Source organism: Micrococcaceae bacterium Sec5.7 (assembly GCA_039636785.1).
In the GTDB taxonomy this organism is placed as follows: domain Bacteria; phylum Actinomycetota; class Actinomycetes; order Actinomycetales; family Micrococcaceae; genus Arthrobacter.
This window is the reverse complement of the sequence record CP144169.1, coordinates 1,529,007-1,550,353: the sequence shown is the minus strand read 5'-3', so window position 1 is coordinate 1,550,353 and position 21,347 is coordinate 1,529,007. Positions and strand designations below refer to the sequence as shown.

Here is a 21,347-nt window from a genome sequence, read left to right as displayed (position 1 = left end):
TCTTGGACCAGCGTTCCTTTCGATCAGCGTTTCTTGTGAATGAGGGCGAGGAACATGGCATCGGTCCTGTGCACGTGAGGCCACAGCTGGGCCGTGAGCTCGTGACCAGACTCCAGGTTGCCCGTCAGGCTCACACTGTTCAGGGCTTCGCCGGCATCCAGCAATTCAAGGTCATCGCGCTTGCGCAGTGCATCGCTCACCACTGCGGTCGTTTCCGCGGGATGGGGCGAACACGTCACATATGCCACCACGCCGCCGGGCTTCACCGCGTCGAGGGCCGACTTCAGCAGCTCACGCTGGAGCGGGCCAAGATCCGCAAGGTCCTTGGGAGTGCGGCGCCAGCGTGATTCCGGGCGACGCCTCAATGCCCCGAGCCCGCTGCAGGGAACGTCCACCAGTACACGGTCGAAGTTGTCCGGCTGTTCAGCGCCCACCTCACGGCCATCGCCGGTCCGGACCTGCCAGACGTCGGAGGGCACTGCGGCCAGGGCCTGGCGGACCAGCTTGGCCCGGTGCGGTGCGGGTTCGTTGGCCAGGAGCGTGGCGCCCTGTTCATTGGCCAGCGCGCCCAGCAGCGCTGCCTTTCCGCCCGGCCCTGCGCACAGATCCAGCCAGATTTCACCGCTGCCAAAGCCGTCGCCGAGGTCAACGGCTGCCATGGCGCGGGCCACCAGCTGCGAGCCGACGTCCTGCACCCTGGTGCTGCCTGCGCGGACTGATGCAAGCCGGCCCAGGTCTCCGCCGCTGGAAAGCGCCGAGCCTTCCACCAGCTCGCCGGGGGTGGCACCGTTTTCCAGTGCTTCGTCCAGGCTCCCCAGACCGGGGAGCGCCACAAGATTAACCACGGGGGCTGCATTGTCGGCTTCAAGAAGGTCGGTGATTTCACCAACGGGACGGCCGTGGGCCACGAGTGACTGCCTCAGTGCGCGCACAATCCACTCGGGATGGGCGTACCGGATCGAGGCAATCCTGGTGGCATCGGTTTCGTCGCTGACCAGAAGTTCAAGCCACTCCTCCAGCGTGTGCGCCGAGACCTTCCGGAGCACGGCATTGATCAGGGCCGATGGGCCTGCTCCGATCACCGCACGGGCCAGGCCGACCGTCTGGTCCAGCGCAGCATGGGCAGGGACGCGCATGGCAAGCAGCTGGTGGCTGCCGATCCGCAGGGCGTCGAGAATAGCGGGATCGAGCTGATCCAGCGGCCTGTCAACGCAGCGGGCAAGAATGGCGTCGTAGGTGCCCTGGCCGCGCAGGGCGCCGTAGCTCAGCTCAGTGGCGAAGCCGGCATCCCGCTTGTCCAGCCCGTGGTGGCGGATCCGGGCAGGCAACACCAGGTTGGCATACGCGTCTTCGGCGGCCACCGCACGCAGCACCTCGAAGGCCACGAGCCGCGCAGGGTCCGCACGGCGGGTCCGCTGGGAAGGGGCGTTTTCGGTGAAGCTCCGCTGTGACGTCCGGTTTCGTTCCCGGCCCTGGGCATTCCGGTTGCTGCCGTCGCGGCCTGCGCCGCTGCGCTGGCCGCTGCCCTGTTGTCCCCCGCCGCTTTGGCCCTTGCCTCGGCCGCCGCCGGTTGTGCCGGACTCGCTCATTCGAATACCACGCTTTCAAGTGAAGCCTGTCCGCGCGCCCAATCAGCGGCGGTCATCATCTTTTTGCCCGAAGGCTGGATCCTGGTGAGCTCAACAGCATGTGAACCGGTTCCCACCAGCACGTTCTTTTCGCTCAGTGCCAGCCGCCCGGGCGCCAAATCCTGCATATCCGGACGAAGCAGCACCGGTTCCAGCTTGATCCGCTGTCCGTCCAAAGTAGTCCACGCCCCCGGTTCAGGCGTGACCCCGCGTGCCCTGCGGCCGATGGCCAGGGCCGGCTGGAGCCAGTCGATCCGGCCATCCTCAATGGTGAGTTTGGGGGCCAGGGAGACGTCGCCGTGCTGCACCTGCGGTGAGGCTTTTCCGGCAGCAATCGCTGAGAGCGTCTGCGTGAGGAGGATGGCGCCGCTGTGGGACAGGCGCCCCAAAAGCGCGCCCGCGGTGTCATCGGGCCGGACGGACTCAGTCAGGGTTCCCAGGACCGGTCCGGTATCCAGGCCTTCCTCGAGCAGGAACGTGACGGCACCGGTGATGTCATCCCCCGCAATGACGGCTCTCTGCACGGGGGCTGCGCCACGCCAGGCCGGGAGCAGTGAAAAGTGCAGATTGATCCAACCATGGGCAGGGACGTCCAATGCGGCGCGCGGAACCAATCCACCGTAGGCCACGATCGCGGCAAGATCCGGGTTTATGGCCGCGATTTTGGCTGTGACCTCGGCGCCCACCTTGGCAGCGCGGATCACCTCAATGCCCAGCTCGGCAGCGCGCGCGGCAACCGGCGACGGCGTCAGCACCCGTTTACGTCCAATCGGCGCGTCAGGACGGGTCAATACGGCAACGACGTCGAATCCCGCCTGGATGAGGGCGTCCAGTGAGGGCACCGCTACGGCGGGGGTACCGGCGAAGAGCACCCTCATTCGGCGGCACCAAAGCTGCCCGCACCTGAGCCGCCGGCACCGAAGCCCGCGCCACCGAAACTGGACCGGACCGTCCTGGCCCGCTTCGCCGTCGTGCGTTCCGCAATGGCGTCATAGTTGGCGTTGCGGATTGAGCGCAATGCTGTTTTCCGGTCCTCGCCTTCCAGACGGTCGGTGTAGAGAATGCCGTCCAGGTGGTCTGTTTCATGCTGGAAACAGCGGGCCAGCATTCCCTCGGCGTCCACAGCAACGGGGTTACCGTGGAGGTCGAAGCCCGTGATGTGGGTAGCGCGGTACCGGCGGACAGGGAAACCCAGGCCTGGAATGGACAGGCAGCCTTCCATTTCATCTGGCTGGTGGTCATCGCTGTTTTCCAGCACCGGGTTGATGATGTGGCCCTCGATGCCGCCGATCCGGTACGTGAAGACCCGCTGGCTGACTCCCACCTGGGGCGCGGCCAGGCCTGCTCCCTCCACATCCTCCATGGTCTCGGTCATGTCGGCAACCAGCCTGGCGACTTCCGGCCCGAATTCCGTCACGGGATCAGCAACTGTGCGGAGCACAGGATCGCCGATGATGCGGATATTCAGAATGGCCATGTGCAGTCTTTCCTCACGGTGGACGTTAAAGGGAACCAGACCAGTTTAGTTGCACCGGCGCTAATGCGCTGAGCTCTGGACGGCGGCGCCGTTAACCGCTCAGGGAGACGACGGCGGAGCCACCGGGAGAAGCGCTGTTCCGGCGCTGGCGGAGTCGGCATTCATCTCCCACACGCGGCGAAGGGCGCAGAACTTCCACCAGTGATGCTTCAAGACTTCCGGGTTGGCGCGTACCGGGCGCACCTCTGTTTCACCGACGGCCACGGCAAGGAGAACCGGATCTTCACCGTATTTCCAGGCTTCCCATTCCCCGGCGACCGGGTCCACCAGGCTTTCCTCCGCCTTCATGCCTGCCACTAGTTGCATGACCACTTTGTCGTCCAGAGGTTTGACCGTACCTTCCCGGGTGGTGCCTTTGGTCTTGTAGTCGATGAGGCAGATCCGGCCGTTGATCTTTGCCACGAGATCCAGTGTTCCTGCATAGCCGACTGTTTTGTTCCACACCGTGATTTCGGGAGCTATGGGCTCCACCCGGAACAGTTCCCACCATTCGTCAAAACGCGCTGCAAACGCTTCCTCGCCGTTGGCGGCAAGGGCCTCGCGGGTTTCCTTCATGCTGTGTGGCTTGCCCAGGGCACGGAGCGAAACCTGCTCGGCGTAATTGTGGACGCGGTCTCCACGCCTGGCTGCGTCGTCACGGTAGACCTCAGCCGCTTTGGCCGCCCGGTTCACGGCCTGGCGGATTTTGGCCGGGCTACCCAGGCATTCGGCAAGCAGGGGATCCTTCGCCAGACTGCTTGCGCCCATGTAGCCAAACCAGCCGTCCAGGCCATGCGGCTGCTGGCCGATCACGGTGGTGATGGAGGGAACGGCAAACGCGTCGGACGTGGACCGCGCGTACATCCGGCCGTATCCGGTGGCGTGGGCAAGAAGTGGATCAGTCATGCAAAGACTCTTTCACAGGGGGCTGACAGAATGGCCGGAAACCAAAAAGCCCGTTCCCCCCTCGGTCTGAGCGGGAACGGGCTTTTTCATTGGTGGGCGATACTGGGTTCGAACCAGTGACCTCTTCGGTGTGAACGAAGCGCGCTACCACTGCGCCAATCGCCCCAATGCATTTGAATGCTAGCCGACCTCCGGGCTTTTCGGAAATCGGAGCCGGAGGCGGCCGGAATTACACCGCTGTAATTCGCAACTTCCCCTAGATTTCAACGATGCACGGACGTCGGGCGCTGATACGCAAGCACCGATTTGGAGAATCCCTGAACCTCCTATAGAGTTTTTACTCGTTGGAACGCGAGGAAATGCCGGCCACGGCAGCGAATCACTGCTCCAGAATGCGGACGTAGCTCAGCTGGTAGAGCACCACCTTGCCAAGGTGGATGTCGCGAGTTCGAATCTCGTCGTCCGCTCGCAGGACACTGTCACAGCAAGGGTTCTTCGGAGTCCTGCTTACACGGTGGGTTGGCCGAGAGGCGAGGCAGCGGCCTGCAAAGCCGTTTACACGGGTTCGAATCCCGTACCCACCTCGGTGAAAACCATGGTTTCCGGTTCAGTCCGGTGGCAATGGGCGATTGGCGCAGCGGTAGCGCGCTTCCCTGACACGGAAGAGGTCACTGGTTCGATCCCAGTATCGCCCACCAAAGCAAGGTGACTTGCTTGTTGCAGTACGTGCGGCCCTGGCCGCAATGGACTTCATGTGCGGACGTAGCTCAGCTGGTAGAGCACCACCTTGCCAAGGTGGATGTCGCGAGTTCGAATCTCGTCGTCCGCTCTCTTCTCTTTGAGAGACATCAAACCCAAGGGTTGACCGGTCTTCCGGTTCCGGGCGATTGGCGCAGCGGTAGCGCGCTTCCCTGACACGGAAGAGGTCACTGGTTCGATCCCAGTATCGCCCACCAAGGCAAGCAGCTCCCCGGAGCTGCTTTTTTGTTGCCGTTTTGCTAGTTGACAGCTTTTGTCAACGAAGCCTTGGCACGATCGCCCGTCGGGGCTAGGATCGATTGCGGAGGAGCGATCTGGCTCCGCAACTGAAGGGAGGTGCTCGTGGGACTATTTGACGATCTTAAGGGCAAGGCTCAGGATCTCATCCACGGCAACGGGCAGACCATCAAGGACGGCATCGAAAAAGCCGGCGACTTCGTCGATTCAAAGACCGGCGGCAAGTTCGCCGATCACGTCGATTCTGTCCAGGGTGGCGCGTCCAACTTCGTTGACAACATTGACGGACAGCCTGACAGTGCACCGGCTGCTGAAGCAGCACCAGTTGCTGAAGACGCACCCGTAGCCGACAAGGCTCCGTAACCGGGACATCCCGGTTATCCAGGACTTGCCCTAGTACGTCAGAGGGGTGCCGGTCCCGCCGAGAGGCGGCGCCGGCACCTTTGGCGTTTAAGCCGGCTTCGCAGAACCCGCTCTTCGGGCGCACCGCTATTCACCGCTTTCACCGCTGAAGCCAGCTGCCGGTGACGCACGTGGGTATGCCGAAGTCCGCATCAGCCACCAGCCAGGCCTCAGCCCCTCCCGTTCCAGCCGCCTGTCCCGCCCCATCGTGGCGGGCGTGGTTACAGCCCTTGTTGGCTTTACGTCGTCGTTCGCGGTGGAAATGGCCGGCCTGCGCGCGGTCGGCGCGGATCCCGCCCAGGCGGCTTCACGGCTGCTGGCACTCACTCTCGTTTTCGGCGTCGGCGTCCTGTGGCTGTCCTGGCAGTCAAGGGTCCCCGTGACGCTGGCTTGGTCCATTCCGGGGGCCGCGCTGCTGGCAGGTTCCGGAACGGTCGACGGCGGGTGGTCGGCCGCCGTCGGAGCCTTCCTTGTGACCGGCGTTCTGATCGCACTAACAGGCCTCGTCCCCCTGGCTGTCATCGGAATCCTGCTGGCCGTTAGTGGAATCGGAATTCCGCACGACACGTTGCTTCCTGCGCTCGTCCGGACCACACCCGCATTCAGCCTCGAGGCCGTGGCCGGGATTGCCGTGCCGCCTTTCATTGTGACCATGGCGTCACAGAACATCCCGGGTGTGGCCGTGCTGAAATCGTTCGGGTTCGAAGCCCCGTGGCGCCCCTCCATGCTGGTCACGGGGCCTGATCGCCGCCTCCGGCCTCAGCTTCGCCGGCATCGGGGCCGCGTTCTGGGCGCTGGCAGCCGGGCTCGCGGTCCGCTGGGCGCTTAAGAACCGGGACGGCTAAGAAGGCTCGTGGTTCTGGCCCTCACGTGCTAGGGCCGTGAGCCGTGAGACCGCCCGGTGGTACTTCTTGGTGTAGCCGCCGGCCATCATCTCTTCCGTAAAGAGCTGGTCGAACGGCACGCCGCTGGCGAGAATCGGGACGTCCTTGTCATACAGGCGGTCAGCCAGCACCACGAACCTCAGAGCCACAGCCTGTTCGGTGATGGTCTCCACGTTGCGCCACACCACGCCGTCGATCCCGTCGAGCAGCTTACGGTAGCGGCTCGGATGCACGCCGGCCAGATGGGCGATGAGGGTCTTGAAGTCGTCCTGCGCCACCGTCTTGCCGTCGAACTCGGCTCTCATGTGGGCGGCCAGATCATCATTGCGCAGCGGCAAAGGCGCTGCCGGCAATCCTCGGTGGCGGAAGTCCTCGCCGTCGACTCTAAGGACGTCAAACTGGTCGGCCAGCACCTGGATTTCACGCTGGAAGTCCACTGCGGCAAAACGGCCATCGCCCAGGGACCCTGGCAGCGTATTGGACGTCGCAGCAAGCTTGACGCCGGCGTCAGCCAGTTCCCGCATCAGCCGGGACATCAGCACTGTGTCACCCGGATCATCGAGCTCGAATTCATCGATGCACACCAGCTTGTAGTGGCTCAGCGCTTCAACGGTCTTGCGGAAGGACAGTGCTCCCACCAGGTTGGTGTACTCCACAAAGGTGCCGAAGGCCTTGGGGCCCGGAGCCGCATGCCAGAGCGAAGCAAGCAGGTGGGTCTTGCCCACACCGAATCCGCCATCAAGGTAGATGCCCGCCCTCGAGGTGTCCTTCTTGGCAAAGAGCCTCTTGAAAAGTCCAGCCCCGTCACCGGCGCCGACTCCCGCGGCGAAGGTCGCCAGCCCTTTGACGGCCGCAGACTGGCTCGGCTGCGCGTGGTCGGGCCGGTAGCTGGCAAAAGACACCTGGCCGAACCTCGGCGACGGGTAAAAACCCTTGAGGAGCTCGTCCACCGAAACTGCCGGAGTGCGGGCGGCAAGCTGTTCGATCTGTACCAAGGTGGTCCGTTCTGCTGGTGACTTGTCCCCAGAAAGAATACCGGCAATGCACCAACCGTCTTCGATGTAGCGCCTGCGCACCCCCGGTCACGTGACGAAGGCCACATTTCCCCCTGTTAACGCGGGGCAGCATTCGGCTGAGGCCGTGGCTAGTGTTGGAGCAGGGTCCACACCGTCCCGCCAGTCCGTTTTCAATGAAAGGCCATAGCCATGTCCTACCCAGTTGAACAGAACGAAAAATTCGCCGCCTACGCCCACCCGGAACGGCTCGTGTCCACCGAGTGGCTCGCTGCCGCTTTGGACGGCGGCGCCTTGCAGGACGGCAAGCTCGTGGTCGTCGAATCCGACGAGGACGTCCTGCTGTACGAGACCGGCCACATCCCGGGATCAGTCAAGATCGACTGGCACACCGATCTGAACGACCAGGTCAACCGTGATTACGTGGACGGGGCGGCTTTTGCCGCGCTGGCCGCCGCCAAAGGAATTTCCCGCGACACCACCGTGGTGATCTACGGCGACAAGTCCAACTGGTGGGCCGCGTACGCCCTCTGGGTCTTCACGCTGTTCGGCCACGAGGATGTCCGCCTGCTCGACGGCGGCCGCGACAAGTGGATTGCCGAAGGCCGCGAACTGACCACCGACGCGGCGGCGCCGGCCGCCGTCCACTACCCTGTGATCGAACGGCATGACGCTCCGATCCGGGCCTTCAAGGACGACGTCCTGGCACACTTCGGCAAGCCGCTCATCGATGTCCGCTCCCCCGAGGAATACACAGGTCAGCGCACGCATATGCCGGCATATCCGGAGGAGGGCGCGCTCCGCGGAGGACACATCCCCACCGCAGCCTCCATCCCTTGGGCACGCGCCGCTGCCGAGAACGGGACGTACCGCAGCCGTGAGCAGCTGGACGCGCTGTACCTGGGCGAAGCCGGATTGGCCGCGGGCGACGACGTTGTGGCCTACTGCCGTATCGGCGAGCGCTCCAGCCACACGTGGTTTGCGCTTAAGTACCTGCTGGGCTTCGAGACTGTCCGGAACTACGACGGCTCATGGACCGAGTGGGGCAATGCGGTCCGTGTGCCGATCGCCAAGGGCGCGGAGCGCGGCTCCGTCCCGGCCACCAAATAGGACACATCGGAACATTCAAGGATGCCGGACGCAAAACTGGGTAAGCTGGAATGGATGACTACCTATGCCCTTCCCGCCGCGCTGGCGGAAATTGTTGATGACTTCCAGGCGCTGACCGAACCCGATCGCCTGCAGTTGCTGCTTGAGTTCTCGCGGGAGCTGCCGGAGCTGCCGGAGCGGTTGAAAAACCACCCTGAGCTGCTGGAGCAGGTTATTGAGTGCCAGTCGCCGCTGTTCCTTACCATCGAGACAGAGAAGAATGATGCCGGTTCGCCGGACAGCGTCCGGCTCTTCTTCAAGGCCCCGCCGGAGGCCCCGACAACCCGCGGGTTCGCGAGTGTGCTCCGTGAAGGCCTTGACGGACTTACGGCGCAGGAAATCCTTGCCGTCCCCGACGACATGCCGGAGCTGCTGGGGCTCACCCGGGCCATCACACCGCTGCGTATGCGCGGCATGACCGCCATGCTCGGCCGGATCAAACGCAAGGTTGCCGCCACCGCAAGGCTGCAGTCCTGACGGCCAGCTGAAGTTTCAATGGCGCGAAAGCAGGCTTCACAGGGAACGCCGGCCACGGCCGTTTTGGCTGTGGCCGGCGTTCCCTTTGGTGCGCGGCCCTACGTTCATGACCCCTCGGCCGCCAGCTACGGCGCGGAGGCGGCCGAAGCTCTTGGTGTAGACCCTGCCACGGTCTTCAAGACGCTGATGGTGGACGTCGACGGCAGACCAGCCGTCGCCGTGGTCCCGGTCAGCGGAAACCTGGACCTCAAGGCCTTTGCCTCTGCTCTGGGCGGCAAGAAGGCCGTCATGGCGGATTCTGCCGCTGCGGAACGGCGTACCGGATACGTCCTTGGCGGCATCTCCCCCCTCGGCCAGCGGCAACCCTCGCCGACGGTCGTTGATGACAGCGCCCTGGCCCTCGCAACCATGCTCGTTTCGGGCGGCCGCCGCGGGCTCGACGTCGAACTGGCGCCGGCGGATCTCATCCGGATTACGGGCGCCGCCACCGCCCGGATCGGCACGGGAAAGCGCTAGACAGCGGGAATCCGGCAGGCATCTCCGGCAGCCTACTGCCCCGGATTGAGCCTGGGGGCCAGCTGCTGCTGCAGCCAGGCCCGGACCAGGTTATCCCAATGCAGCGGGTCCACGTTCCACTCCTTGGTGTGCCTTGCCTTGCTGAAGGTTTCGAAGGTGACCATCTCCGGATTCTTCTCGGCGAGGACGGCCGAGGGCCCGTACGGAACGTATTCGTCGTCGACACTGTGGATGATCAGGGTCGGCGTCCTCAGCTCCACGGCCCTGGATACCCAGTCCATGGTCTTGAGGTCCACGGGTGCGGCAAGACCGGTAAGCCGGCGGCCCAGCGGATGGCTCATCATGAGCTGGCCATACCGCCCCACGAGTGACGGGATCCTGTTCAGTTCTGCGTGGTGGGCCAGCACATTCACCCAATTGATGACCGGAGCGTCCAGCACCATTGCCCTGATGAGGTGGTGGTACCTGGATAGATCGGCTGTCTGGAGGCAGATGGCGCCGCCCATGGACCACCCGAAAAGGACCACTTCCCTGGCACCGTTCGCCAGGGCAAAGGCAATGGCCGATTCGACGTCGCGCCATTCCGTTGATCCCAGACCGTAACGGCCATCGTTCGCTGACGGCGCCAGGCCGTCATTCCGGTAGGACACCAACAGGCTGGTCAGTCCGAGTTCCCGTGCCGTCCGCACAGCCCGGAGGCCTTCCTGCCTGGTGGCACCGCGGCCATGGACCATGATTGCCCACGTTTCCGCCTCCGGCGCTGCCCGCACCAGCCAGGCGGGGGCCGTTCCGCCGTCGACGTCGATCAGCACTTCCTCGGCTGGCATTCCGATGGCTGAGGGGTCGGGGTAGACAGCGCCGCTCCACCAGCCGTGGCGTGCGGACTTCAGATCCCCGCTGTATACATGCTCCACCTCCCGCAGAACCGTGCGTTCGGCCGGTGAGTAGGACAGGATGCGTCCGATCCGCGCATAGCCATTGCCGCCGTCGAAAAACAGTCCGTAAGTACCGTCAATCGTGGAATCGGCGGTGGCGGCCAGAATGATCTGAAGGCCACGGCCTTCCCTGATGACCGCCAGCACCTCCTGGTCCTCTTCCCGCTGCCTGGCGGGCGTGATCACGCGGCGGGCAAAGTACAGCGCCAGCGCTGAGGAACCAGCAGCCACAAGACCGGCGGCTGCGCCTCCGGCGATGATGCCGCCCAGCGTCCATTTGGCGCGGAGGGTCATCCGGCCGGTGCCGGCGGTGCGGGTCCGGCTCAGCCCCGGATCCGGGGTGGTATGCAGGGAGGATGCCATGCAACCATTCTTACCGCAGCCGGGGCTGTGGGCACATTCTGCCCCGAAGGCACGCCGGGCATCGGCGGAACCGCACCGCACCAAATGGATGCAGCGGACGTGGCGCAGGACTAGGCTGATGGCATGAGCGATCCAATCGTCATTCTGACAGAAGAGCCGCTGGGCGCGGACGACCGCATTAACATCGAACGCCTCGTGGACGGGGGCGACACGCCCCTCGTGGTGCTGGTGCCCTCGAATACGGAAAGGCACCTGCTGGTGGATTTCCTGGAGAATCTTTCCATGCTGGATATCGCCAAGGCATTCCGGGAGCTGACCTCGCAGACTCCGGATCCCGTGGCTGAGCGGGCTGAAGCTTCCGAAACCCTGGAAGTATCGCTCGGCGCCCTCGAGGGGCTCGGAAGCGGCGTCAGCGGCGAAATTGTGGACGGCGGTGCGGTCAACGGTCTGGTGTCCAAAGTCAAGGCCTTGGGTGCGGCGCAGGCTGTGGTTATCACCCGTCCGCACGCCGTGGCCGACACCTTCCACACCGACTGGGCCAACAAGGCCCAGGACCAGCTGGGTCTTCCGGTTCTGCATTTGTATGCCGGCTCGGGATTTATCGGAGACTCCTGAGCGTTGATCAGACTATGAGCGCTTCAGGAAACACATCGAATTCCCAGGACACCGCGGACGGCCAGACGAAAGTCACAAAGACCGCCGCCGAGTGGCGGCAGGAACTGACGCCGGAGGAATACCGCGTGCTGCGCGAGGCCGGGACCGAACGCCCCTACACAGGCGAGTATTGGGACACGCACACCGCCGGCGTCTATCAGTGCCGGGCGTGTGGCACCGAGCTGTTTACCAGCAACGAGAAATTCGATTCGCATTGCGGCTGGCCGTCCTTCTGGGCCCCGCTGGCCGAAGGCACTGTCAGGTACATCCATGACCGCACCATGGGCATGGCCCGCGTGGAAGTCCGCTGCGCCACGTGTGATTCCCACCTTGGACATGTGTTCGACGGCGAGGGCTACGGCACTCCCACCGATCAGCGCTTCTGCATCAACTCTGTTTCACTCAAGCTGGTCTCCGCAGACGCTGGCACCGGGAAAGGCCCTGCCGGGGCCTGAGCACGGGCCGGGCTTCCTGCCCAGGCAATCCGCCGCTGGAGCTGGAGCCGTCAATCCGCGCCCGATGCACAAGACTTCCTTACGCTCAAGCATATTTTGAATTAGGAGCTCTGATTGCTTGCTACGCTCGGCGTAGATGCTCAAGCAACCAGAAAGGCGAAGTCGACGATGACGAAGACAGCAATAACCGCACCTGCCCGGATCTCCGCGGACAACCCCCAGTGGACCCGGCTCAAGGCTGCCGCCTCTTCACTCCAGACGCTCCAGATCCAGGACGGTTCGGTCCCGGATCCGGCTGACCACACCGCAGCCGCCGGACTCGTCACCGGCATCATCGGAGCAGTCGAAGCCCTGGCCCCGGCTTTCCCGCACGATGCCGCGTACCTGGATGCACTCACCGTCGACTTCAGGGCCTGGATGGACTCCGGCTTCGGAGTACCCGATTTCCTGGACTCGCTGCTTGCCTTCCAACCGCAGGCATACCGCGAGGACGGGCTGCAGCACCTGGTGGTCTTCCCCATGTACACCCAGAACGGCAGCAGCAGCCGGCTGGTGGAAGCCGTCTTGATCGAGGTCATCTGGCCCGAGTTCATTGCCGGGCTGGAGGCAGGAGACTATTCCAACAAGCTGTTTGTACCCATCCGGTTCCTGGACTTCACACCGGGCTACAACACCAATTCCGCAGTGCTCTTTCCGGAGACGGTGGGCGTCCGCAAGACCCCTGCCTTCACATGGGGCGCGATCTTTGCCGACCGGGAAGCTGCCCGGTTCCGGCGCGTCCTCCGTTCAGCTGCGGAAACCACGTCCCTGGAGCTTCCCGCTGGGGCCGCAGAGCTTCTGGAGGACCAGGAGCTGACCCAGGCCACCTTTGTTATGTGGGATCTGATCCACGACCGCACCCACATGCGCGGTGACCTGCCTTTTGACCCCTTTATGATCAAGCAGCGGATGCCTTTCTTCCTCTACTCGCTCGAAGAACTCCGCTGCGATCTCACCGCCTTCCGCGAATCCGTCCGGATTGAAAGGGACGAGGATGCGGCGCCGGAGGCACGACGCCACGCCAAACTGGTCCAGTATGCCGTGATCTTCGACCGCATATTCCGCTTCGCCATCACCGGCAGCCGGGTCCGCAACTACGACGGCCTCGGCGGGCAGCTGCTCTTTGCCTGGATGCATCAGCACCACGTCCTGCACTGGACGGACAGTCGCCTGAGCATCGACTGGGACGAGGTTGCCGATGTCGTGATTGAGCTGGGTACCCGGATCGAGGAGCTCTACTGGCGCTCGATCGACAGGCCCAAAACGGCACACTGGCTGGCGGCCTATGAACTGATTTCCGGCACCGTCACCCCCAGCCCGGCCTCGGTCTGGGCAAAGGGTCACGGCGCGCTGCCGCTGGACGGCCCGCCGCGCGGGCTGACCGACCAGGTGCTCGACGACGAATTCCCGCTCTCCATGTTCTACGAGGCGCTGGAAAAGAAGATGCGCCCTGTTATCGAGTCCACGGCAGGCATCACAGGGTCTTCAGACCCGGGACAGGCAACATCCGGGATGGCTGCCTGATGACGTCGGCGGATGCACTCAAAGTCCTGGTCACCGGCGGAAGCGGCGCCTCGGGGATCGCCACGGCGCGGGCCCTCCATCAAGCCGGCTTCAGAGTATTTACGGCCGGTTCGGACAAGTCCCGCATTGAGGCAGCAGCAGCCGAGGCGGGCAACGGTGTAACCCCGCTGGTGTGCGATCTCGCGAAGGTGTCCGAGGTCCGGGCAATGCACGGCGCGCTCTCGGAGTCGGCTGGCCCCATGGACGGTGTGATCCACCTGGTGGGCGGCTGGCGTGGAGCCAAGGGCATTGCTGACCAGAGCGACGACGACTGGGACTTTCTGGAACTTGGTGCCATCACAACGCTCAGGAACGTCTCCCGCGTGTTTTACGGGGATCTGGAGGCGTCCGGAACCGGCCGTTTTGCCATGGTGTCCTCGACGGCGGTCAGCGCGCCCACCGCAGGTGGCGCCAGTTACGTAGCGGCCAAGGCAGCCGCCGAAGCCTGGACGATGGCAATCGCCGACGGCTTCCGACGCGCCCAGACGGAGGCGTCCGGTTCCAGCCGGCCCGGCTCCGTCCAGCCCGGTTCCAGCCCGTCCGCATCCGGTCACGGCAGTGCCGCCGTCGTCCTTGTGGTCAAAGCGCTGGTGGACGCAGAAATGCGCCGCCAGCACCCGGAACGCACGTTCCCCGGGCATACCGACGTCGAAGACCTGGCTGCCGCCGTCGTCGGCCTCTTCGGCCGGCCGGCCACCGAGCTTAATGGGCTGCGGCTGCCGCTTACCCGCTGACAACCGCAGTCCGGCGCCGGGCCCCTGACACCCGGCCTCCGGCGCGGGAAATCCGGTGCAGGAACTACATAGACTGAAAGCGTGACAAAAGCGATGACAACCACAGTTGATACTGCCCCTGCAAACCCCGCGGCCCGGCTGCATGACCCTTCCGTCCGCGGTTTCGCCTCGGATAACTATTCAGGAGTCCACCCGGAAGTCCTTGCAGCCTTGGCTGCTGCCAACGAGGGGCACCAGGTGTCCTACGGTGAAGACGACTACACCGCGCACCTGCAGGAACTTATGGAACGGCATTTCGGCGCCGGGATCGAGTGCTTCCCCGTCTTCAACGGAACAGGCGCCAACGTTCTCTCGCTGCAGTCCCTGCTCCCCCGCTGGGGCGCTGTTGTCTGCGCGTCCACCGCCCACATCAACATGGATGAAAACGGTGCCCCGGAACGTATCGGCGGCATCAAGCTGCTTCAGGTGCCCACACCGGACGGCAAGCTGACACCCGAACTGATCGACCGCGAAGCCTGGGGCTGGGGCGATGAACACCGTGCACAGCCGCTGGCAGTCTCCATTACCCAGACAACGGAGCTCGGCACCTGCTACACACCGGCTGAAGTCCGTGCGATTGCCGATCACGTCCACGCCAAGGGCATGAAACTGCATATGGACGGCGCCCGGCTGGCAAACGCGGCGGCCCACCTCAACGTGCCGTTGCGCGAGTTCACGCGCGACGCCGGGGTGGACATCCTTTCCTTCGGCGGCACCAAGAACGGGCTGCTGTTCGGCGAAGTGGTCATCGCGCTGAATCCGGAGGCTGCCCACGGCCTGATCTACCTTCGCAAGATGAATATGCAGCTCGCGTCCAAAATGCGGTTTATGTCAGCACAGTTCATCGCTCTCCTGGAGGGCGATCTGTGGCTGCGCTCAGCGCAGCACGCCAATGCAATGGCTGCGAGACTCAGGTCCGCGGTGGATGCCATTGAGGGCGTGGAGCCAACACAGAAAACAGAATCCAACGGTGTTTTCGCGATCCTCCCCGAAGGTGTTGCCGACCGCCTGCGCGAGTCTTTCCGTTTCTACGACTGGAACGAAGCTGCCCGCGAGGTCCGCTGGATGTGTTCCTTTGACACCAGCGAGGACGACATCGATTCCTTCGTCGACGCGATCAAGCGGGAACTCTCCACCGGCCCGGCCGGGCCGCTTGCCGGTTAGGGTGCAGCGCCGGACGGCGAGCCTGCGGGCTTTGTCGTCGAGTCTTGAGTACCCTGCGAGAGTGAACGCACTCGCCCAGGTTCCCGCAGAGTTTCTCCACGCTCTGGGGACACTCCGGAAAGCACAATGCCGAAGTGAGCTGCGACTGGACGAAATTCCTGCGCCCTCACGGCTGGCGCCCTTCGCGGTAGCGCTGGGTGCCGAAGTCATCGTGCCCAGCCAGGGAAGCGGGACTGTCCCTGTCCACGGTCCGGCCGCAATGGCCCTGGCCAGGTCGGCCGGCGGGGACGATGCTGAGGATAACGAGCTGGCCACCGGCCGGTTTATCCTGCTCTATGATCCGGACGGCTCGGACGTCTGGGACGGCCAATTCAGGATTGTGACATACATCCGTGCCCAGCTGGAGGCCGAGATGGGCAATGACGAGATGCTGGGTTCGGTGGCGTGGACGTGGCTGGTGGAAGCACTGGAAAACCATAAGGCCCCGTACCGCTCGGCCGGCGGGACGGCCACCAGGGTGCTGTCCGAAAGCTTTGGCACATTGTCCGGCAGGCCCGGCTCAATCGACATCGAACTCCGCGCTTCCTGGACCCCCACCCGTGCAGATGTCAGCTCCCATCTGGAAGCCTGGTCGGATATGGTGTGCACGTTCGCGGGCCTCCCGCCGCTTCCCGACGGCGTCTCCGCACTACCCCGGCGTCGCCGCAACTAGCGGTCCGCTCCCATGACGAAACCGCCCTGCCGCGGGTTGTCGGTAAACTGAAGGCATCATGACCCCTCAAAACCCGGAAAACACCACAGCCGGCGCTCCGGCTGCTGAAACCACTCCCCACATCTTGGTGGAAGGCTTTGACAGCCGCATCCCCGAAGTCATCGACCTCGACGCCCCGCGTGACGGCGTCCCGCTGGTCATCGAAACCCCATCCGGCCTGGAACGCTGCGCCGCCGCGATTGCGGCCGGAACGGGACCGGCAGGGGTGGACGCCGAGCGTGCCTCGGGCTTCCGCTACGGCCAACGCGCGTTCCTGGTTCAGATCCGGCGCGAAGGTTCCGGGACGTGGCTGATCGATCCCGAACCCTTTGACGACCTGAACATCATCAACGATGCCCTCAAGGGTGTCGAATGGATTCTGCATGCAGCCAGCCAGGATCTGCCCTGCCTGTCAGAACTCGGTATGTGGCCGGACAAGCTCTTCGACACCGAGCTCGCCGCAAGGATCGCCGGCCTTCCCCGGGTTGGCCTTGCTGCGGTGATTGAGCAGCTCCTGGGCTTCGGCCTGGCCAAGGAGCACTCCGCCGCCGACTGGTCCACCCGGCCGCTGCCGGAGCCGTGGCTTCGCTACGCCGCGCTGGACGTGGAAGTCCTGACGGAGCTGCGTGAAGAACTCATCGAGCTGCTCGACGCCGACGGCAAACTGGGATTCGCTGAAGAAGAATTTGCCGCCATCCTTGGCGCCGGGCAGGCGCCGCCCAGGGTTGACCCGTGGCGGAAGACTTCCGGACTCCACCAGATCAGGGACCGCCGCCAGCTTGCTGCGGTGCGTGAAATGTGGCTGGAACGGGACGCCCTGGCACAGAAGCGCGACGTCGCCCCGGGCCGGCTGATCCCGGACTCGTCCCTCGTTGCCGCGGCCAAGGCAATGCCTGCCACAGTTCCGCAGCTCCTGGGCACCAAGGGCTTCCATGGGCGTGCTGCCCAGCGCGAGGCGCCACGCTGGATCCGCTGTATCGCCGCAGCCAGGGACCTCGAGGACTTGCCTCCGCTTCACCTTCCCACAAATGCCCCGCCGCCACCGCGCGTCTGGTCCGATCGGGATCCAGAGGCGGCTGAACGGCTCACCACGGCCCGCCCGCTGCTGCAGGAAAAAGCCGACCAGCTGAATATTCCGTTGGAGAATCTACTCACGCCGGACTTCCTGAGGCGTGTGTCCTGGAGCCCGCCGGCAGACATCAGCGAAGCCTCAGTTGCGGCAGAACTCCGCACCCTGGGCGCACGTGAGTGGCAGATCGATCTGACAGCGCCGCTTATCACCGAGGCCTTCCTCAACCCGCAGCCGCTGCCGCCCAAGGTGCCCAAGGAGCCCAAAGAGCCCAAGGTGCCCAAGGAGCCCAAAGAGCCCAAGGAGCCCAAGGCAGCATCCGACGCCGACAGCTAGCTGGGCGGTTACGCTCCCGGTCTGATGAAGCGCCCGTCAAGCTCAAGCCGCAAGTCGCAGCCCGAGCCAGCCCGAATACTTCGAAGCAGCCGAAGCTGCTCCCCCAGCCGGCAGCTGGATACTGGCGGCGAGGCAAATCACCGCCATGGGTGTACCGTCTCCCCCAACCCCGTGAACCGCAGTGCTTGCACACTATGTTACTCACGAGTAACATAGTGATTAATGCCGTCCGGATAGCTGACGCCCCCATGGCCTGTGTCCGGCAACAATGTCTCGATGAGGAGCAACACGTGAGCCAACACCGAAGCAGCGGGAATCCACGCACTGTCCGCGACGTCGTATTTGTGGACGGCGTCCGGACGCCCTTCGGCCGGGCAGGCGAGAAGGGCATCTATGCCGGGACCCGCGCTGACGACCTTATGGTCAAGTGCATCCGCGAGCTGATGCGCCGCAATCCTTCCCTGCCGGCGGACCGGATCGACGAAGTCGCCGTGGCGGCGACCACCCAGACAGGAGATCAGGGCCTCACCCTTGGCCGCACCGCTGCCCTTCTGGCAGGCCTCCCCCGCACGGTGCCCGGCTTCGCGATCGACCGCATGTGCGCCGGCGCCATGACCGCTGTGACCACCACGGCAAGCGGCATCGGTTTCGGCGCCTACGACGTGGTGATCGCCGGTGGCGTGGAGCACATGGGTAACCACCCGATGGGTTCCGGGGCTGACCCCAACCCGCGCTTTATGTCCGAACGGCTGGTGGATCCCGCGGCTCTGAACATGGGAAACACCGCCGAGAATCTGCACGACCGCTTCCCGGCCATCACCAAGAACCGCACCGATGCCTATGCCGTGGCATCGCAGAACAAGTTCGCGGCTGCGTACAACAACGGCCAGATCCAGCCGGACCTGGTACCCGTGGCCACCATCAAGCCCGGCCAGGGCTGGACCGTCAACAGTGTTGATGAACCGCCGCGCCCCGGGACGACGCTCGAGGATCTCGCCGCCCTGCGCACACCGTTCCGCGCCCACGGCCGGGTCACGGCAGGCAATGCGGCAGGACTGAACGACGGCGCCACGGCCGCGGTTCTGGCATCCTCCGACGCAGCGGCTGAACTTGGCCTCCCGGTCAAGATGCGCCTGGTCAGCTACGCCTATGCGGGCGTCGAACCCGAGGTGATGGGCATCGGACCTGTCCCGGCCACCGAAAAGGCGCTGAAGAACGCCGGTCTCGGCATCGAGGACATCGGGTTGTTTGAAATCAACGAGGCATTCGCCGTGCAGGTCCTCAGCTTCCTGGACCACTTCGGAATTTCCGACGACGACCCCCGCGTCAACCGCTACGGCGGCGCGATCGCCGTCGGGCACCCGCTGGCATCCTCCGGCGTCCGGCTGATGAACCAGCTGGCCCGGCAATTCGAAGAAGACCCTTCCGTGCGGTACGGCATCACCACCATGTGCATCGGTCTGGGCATGGGCGCCACCGTCATTTGGGAAAACCCGCACCACGCCGACTACAGTGGCGCAACAACGGGCACCGCCGCAGAATCTGAGACTGAAGGAGCCGCCGCATGAGCGCCGCAGATTTCCACAAACTGGCCGAACTCTTCCCTGACGAGACGATCACCCATTCACTCGTCCAGGACATTCAGCTTCCGGCAGTGCCTGGCAAGGCCAGTGCAGGCATTTTCGCGCTGATCACCCTGGACAACGGCCTGGACCACTCGAAGCCCACCACGCTGGGGCCGAATACCCTGGTGGAACTTGGCACGGTTCTGGAAAACCTCAGGGAACGCGCTGCCCGGGGCGAAATCGTTGGCGTTGGCGTCACCGGCAAGCCCTACTTCCTGGTGGCCGGCGCTGACCTGTCTGCCGTGAAGTCGCTGGACGACCGTGAGCACGGCCTCTGGATGGCGCAGCTGGGCCACGACGTCTATGCCACGCTTTCCAACCTCGGTGTGCCGAGCTTCGCGTTTATCAACGGCGTGGCCCTGGGCGGCGGACTCGAAATCGCCCTGCAGTCCAACTACCGCACGGTGTCCACCGGCGCGGGTGCACTCGCACTCCCCGAAGCCTTCATTGGCCTGGTTCCGGGCTGGGGAGGCGTCTACCTCCTGCCGCGCCTCATCGGCCCCGAGAACGCCGTCAAGGTGATGATCGAGAACCCGCTCAGCAACAACCGCACGCTCACAGGTCCGCAGGCCTTCAACCTCGGCATCGCTGACGCCCTGTTCGAACCCGCCGACTTCGTCGAGCAGTCGATCGCCTGGGCCGCGGGCATCGTCTCCGGCGAGAAGACAACGGACCGGCCCAACGCCGTCGAGCCTTCCGATCCGGCCGTGGCCGGACGCTGGACCGCTGCCGTGGCAGCCGGCCGCGCGCTGGTGGAGTCCAAGACGTCCAACGCATCCCCGGCTCCCGGCAAGGTCCTGGACATCCTCGAGGCCAACCGGACCATGTCGCAGTCCGAATCGGCGGCGCTGGAATGCGAAACGCTCGCTGATCTGATGCAGACCGACGAGTTCCGTTCCACCGTGTACGCGTTCCTTGACCTGGTTCAGAAGCGTTCCAAGCGTCCTGCCGGCGCACCCGACCGCAAGCTGGCCCGTCCGGTGACCAAGATCGGTGTGGTGGGTGCAGGCCTTATGGCAAGCCAGCTGGCACTGCTCTTCGCGCGCCAGCTCAAGGTTCCCGTGGTGATGACGGATATCGACCAGGCCCGTGTGGACAAGGGTGTGGGTTATGTCCATGCAGAGGTGGACAAGCTGCTGGGCAAGAAGCGGATCAGCCCGGACGCCGCCAACCGCACCAAGGCCCTCGTCACCGGTTCGGTCTCCAAGGAAGCCTTCGCGGACGCCGATTTCGTGATCGAGGCCGTCTTCGAGGAACTCAACGTCAAAAAGCAGGTCTTCGCCGAGGTGGAGGCCATAGTCTCCGCCGAGTGCATCCTGGCCACCAACACCTCGTCGCTGTCCGTCACGGCCATGGCAGAGGACCTGTTGTATCCGGAACGTCTCGTGGGCTTCCACTTCTTCAACCCGGTAGCCGTGATGCCGCTGCTGGAGATCGTTCGCGCGCCGAAGACCGACGACGCCGTGCTGGCCACCGCGTTCGAGCTCGCCAAGGGCCTGAAGAAGACGGCTGTTCTGGTGAAGGATGCGGCCGCGTTTGTGGTCAACCGGCTCCTCCTGCGCCTGATGGGCGAAGTGACGGCGGCCTTCGACGAAGGCACCCCCGCCGACGTCGCAGACAACGCACTTCGTCCCATGGGACTGCCGATGACCCCGTTCACCCTGGGCGCCATGGTGGGCCTTCCGGTGGCCCAGCACGTCCAGGAATCGCTGCATGCAGCTTTCGGCGAGCGCTTCGCTGTCTCCCAGAACCTGCAGAAGCTGATCGACAACGGCGTGAAGTCCCTGTGGGCTCCCGGTGCCGACGGCTCGCAGGAGATCCCGGCCTCCACACTGTCCCTGATGTCCTTCGGCACTTCCCCGTCCACCGGGGAGGACGTGCTGCGCCGGACGCAGGACGCACTCGCCGAGGAGATCGGCCTGATGCTCGAAGAAGGTGTCGTGGCCGGGCCGGAGGACATCGACCTCTGCGTCATCATGGGTGCCGGCTGGCCCATGTTCCTGGGCGGCATCACACCCTATCTGGACCGTGTGGGTGCCTCCGAACGCGTCAACGGCAAGCGCTTCCTGGCACCGGGTGTGGCCTCCCGGCCTTAGCGGCTGAATTACGCCAAGCACGACGGCGGCGGGTGAT

General features: G+C 64.5%; 20 protein-coding genes and 6 tRNA genes. 19 read left to right on the top strand and 7 right to left on the bottom strand.

The window, feature by feature from the left end:
* Positions 1 to 23 precede the first annotated feature (23 nt).
* The 5 genes from V3C33_07340 to V3C33_07320 all read right to left on the bottom strand — a co-directional run bounded on the left by V3C33_07340 (position 24) and on the right by V3C33_07320 (position 4,215).
* Complete coding sequence (locus tag V3C33_07340; protein ID XAS69066.1) at positions 24 to 1,589, bottom strand: transcription antitermination factor NusB; 1,566 nt, start codon at positions 1,587 to 1,589, stop codon at positions 24 to 26.
* Entirely contained in the window at positions 1,586 to 2,506 is a 921-nt protein-coding gene (gene fmt / locus V3C33_07335; GenBank protein ID XAS69065.1) for a methionyl-tRNA formyltransferase, read from the bottom strand. The genes V3C33_07340 and fmt overlap by 4 nt, the downstream gene beginning before the upstream one ends.
* Entirely contained in the window at positions 2,503 to 3,105 is a 603-nt protein-coding gene (gene def / locus V3C33_07330) for a peptide deformylase (protein XAS69064.1), read from the bottom strand. Before def ends, fmt begins: the two co-directional genes overlap by 4 nt.
* A gap of 99 nt (positions 3,106 to 3,204) precedes the next feature.
* A complete protein-coding gene (locus V3C33_07325; GenBank protein XAS69063.1) occupies positions 3,205 to 4,050 on the bottom strand; it encodes a cytochrome in 846 nt (281 codons plus the stop codon).
* Between the two features lie 90 nt (positions 4,051 to 4,140).
* Positions 4,141 to 4,215: transfer RNA gene (locus V3C33_07320), tRNA-Val, on the bottom strand.
* Between the two features lie 229 nt (positions 4,216 to 4,444).
* Here V3C33_07320 and V3C33_07315 point away from each other — a divergent pair.
* The 7 genes from V3C33_07315 (at position 4,445) to V3C33_07285 (ending at position 6,277) form a co-directional block, all read left to right on the top strand.
* Positions 4,445 to 4,517 (top strand) — tRNA-Gly (locus tag V3C33_07315).
* 46 nt (positions 4,518 to 4,563) lie between these two features.
* Positions 4,564 to 4,634 (top strand) — tRNA-Cys (locus V3C33_07310).
* A 39-nt stretch (positions 4,635 to 4,673) separates the two neighbouring features.
* Positions 4,674 to 4,748 (top strand) — tRNA-Val (locus V3C33_07305).
* Positions 4,749 to 4,806: 58 nt separating this feature from the next.
* Positions 4,807 to 4,879, top strand: a tRNA-Gly gene (locus tag V3C33_07300).
* 52 nt (positions 4,880 to 4,931) lie between these two features.
* Positions 4,932 to 5,006: transfer RNA gene (locus V3C33_07295), tRNA-Val, on the top strand.
* A 145-nt stretch (positions 5,007 to 5,151) separates the two neighbouring features.
* Entirely contained in the window at positions 5,152 to 5,409 is a 258-nt protein-coding gene (locus V3C33_07290; GenBank protein ID XAS69062.1) for an antitoxin, read from the top strand.
* Positions 5,410 to 5,665: 256 nt separating this feature from the next.
* Positions 5,666 to 6,277 carry a benzoate/H(+) symporter BenE family transporter gene (locus V3C33_07285; GenBank protein ID XAS69061.1) on the top strand — a complete coding sequence of 204 codons (612 nt, stop codon included), beginning with the start codon at positions 5,666 to 5,668 and terminating at the stop codon, positions 6,275 to 6,277.
* Between the two features lie 12 nt (positions 6,278 to 6,289).
* Here V3C33_07285 and zapE read toward each other — a convergent pair whose 3' ends face one another.
* Positions 6,290 to 7,327 carry a cell division protein ZapE gene (zapE, locus tag V3C33_07280; GenBank protein XAS69060.1) on the bottom strand — a complete coding sequence of 346 codons (1,038 nt, stop codon included), beginning with the start codon at positions 7,325 to 7,327 and terminating at the stop codon, positions 6,290 to 6,292.
* A gap of 210 nt (positions 7,328 to 7,537) precedes the next feature.
* Here zapE and V3C33_07275 point away from each other — a divergent pair, with 210 nt between their 5' ends.
* The 3 genes from V3C33_07275 to ybaK are packed head-to-tail and all read left to right on the top strand — an operon-like array spanning position 7,538 to position 9,487.
* Positions 7,538 to 8,455 carry a sulfurtransferase gene (locus tag V3C33_07275; GenBank protein XAS69059.1) on the top strand — a complete coding sequence of 306 codons (918 nt, stop codon included), beginning with the start codon at positions 7,538 to 7,540 and terminating at the stop codon, positions 8,453 to 8,455.
* Between the two features lie 54 nt (positions 8,456 to 8,509).
* A complete protein-coding gene (locus tag V3C33_07270; GenBank protein ID XAS69058.1) occupies positions 8,510 to 8,971 on the top strand; it encodes a SufE family protein in 462 nt (153 codons plus the stop codon).
* Between the two features lie 18 nt (positions 8,972 to 8,989).
* Positions 8,990 to 9,487: a Cys-tRNA(Pro) deacylase gene (ybaK, locus tag V3C33_07265; protein XAS69057.1), complete on the top strand. Its 498-nt coding sequence runs from the start codon at positions 8,990 to 8,992 to the stop codon at positions 9,485 to 9,487.
* A gap of 32 nt (positions 9,488 to 9,519) precedes the next feature.
* Here ybaK and V3C33_07260 read toward each other — a convergent pair whose 3' ends face one another.
* Positions 9,520 to 10,716: an alpha/beta fold hydrolase gene (locus tag V3C33_07260; GenBank protein XAS69681.1), complete on the bottom strand. Its 1,197-nt coding sequence runs from the start codon at positions 10,714 to 10,716 to the stop codon at positions 9,520 to 9,522.
* Between the two features lie 192 nt (positions 10,717 to 10,908).
* Here V3C33_07260 and V3C33_07255 point away from each other — a divergent pair, with 192 nt between their 5' ends.
* The 9 genes from V3C33_07255 (at position 10,909) to V3C33_07215 (ending at position 21,310) form a co-directional block, all read left to right on the top strand.
* Entirely contained in the window at positions 10,909 to 11,400 is a 492-nt protein-coding gene (locus tag V3C33_07255; protein XAS69056.1) for a hypothetical protein, read from the top strand.
* A gap of 14 nt (positions 11,401 to 11,414) precedes the next feature.
* Entirely contained in the window at positions 11,415 to 11,894 is a 480-nt protein-coding gene (gene msrB, locus V3C33_07250) for a peptide-methionine (R)-S-oxide reductase MsrB (GenBank protein ID XAS69055.1), read from the top strand.
* A 168-nt stretch (positions 11,895 to 12,062) separates the two neighbouring features.
* Positions 12,063 to 13,457: a DUF6421 family protein gene (locus V3C33_07245; protein ID XAS69054.1), complete on the top strand. Its 1,395-nt coding sequence runs from the start codon at positions 12,063 to 12,065 to the stop codon at positions 13,455 to 13,457.
* Positions 13,457 to 14,230, top strand: a complete 774-nt coding sequence (locus V3C33_07240; protein ID XAS69053.1) for an SDR family oxidoreductase — start codon at positions 13,457 to 13,459, stop codon at positions 14,228 to 14,230. The genes V3C33_07245 and V3C33_07240 overlap by 1 nt, the downstream gene beginning before the upstream one ends.
* Before the next feature lie 93 nt (positions 14,231 to 14,323).
* The gene (locus tag V3C33_07235; GenBank protein ID XAS69680.1) at positions 14,324 to 15,433 is read left to right on the top strand and encodes a low specificity L-threonine aldolase; all 1,110 of its coding nucleotides are present in this window, start codon (positions 14,324 to 14,326) and stop codon (positions 15,431 to 15,433) included.
* Positions 15,434 to 15,494: 61 nt separating this feature from the next.
* Entirely contained in the window at positions 15,495 to 16,145 is a 651-nt protein-coding gene (locus V3C33_07230; protein XAS69052.1) for a DUF3000 domain-containing protein, read from the top strand.
* 58 nt (positions 16,146 to 16,203) lie between these two features.
* The gene (locus V3C33_07225) at positions 16,204 to 17,589 is read left to right on the top strand and encodes an HRDC domain-containing protein (GenBank protein ID XAS69051.1); all 1,386 of its coding nucleotides are present in this window, start codon (positions 16,204 to 16,206) and stop codon (positions 17,587 to 17,589) included.
* 290 nt (positions 17,590 to 17,879) lie between these two features.
* Positions 17,880 to 19,157: a thiolase family protein gene (locus V3C33_07220; protein ID XAS69050.1), complete on the top strand. Its 1,278-nt coding sequence runs from the start codon at positions 17,880 to 17,882 to the stop codon at positions 19,155 to 19,157.
* Positions 19,154 to 21,310 carry a 3-hydroxyacyl-CoA dehydrogenase NAD-binding domain-containing protein gene (locus V3C33_07215; GenBank protein XAS69049.1) on the top strand — a complete coding sequence of 719 codons (2,157 nt, stop codon included), beginning with the start codon at positions 19,154 to 19,156 and terminating at the stop codon, positions 21,308 to 21,310. The genes V3C33_07220 and V3C33_07215 overlap by 4 nt, the downstream gene beginning before the upstream one ends.
* The last annotated feature ends 37 nt before the right edge of the window (positions 21,311 to 21,347 follow it).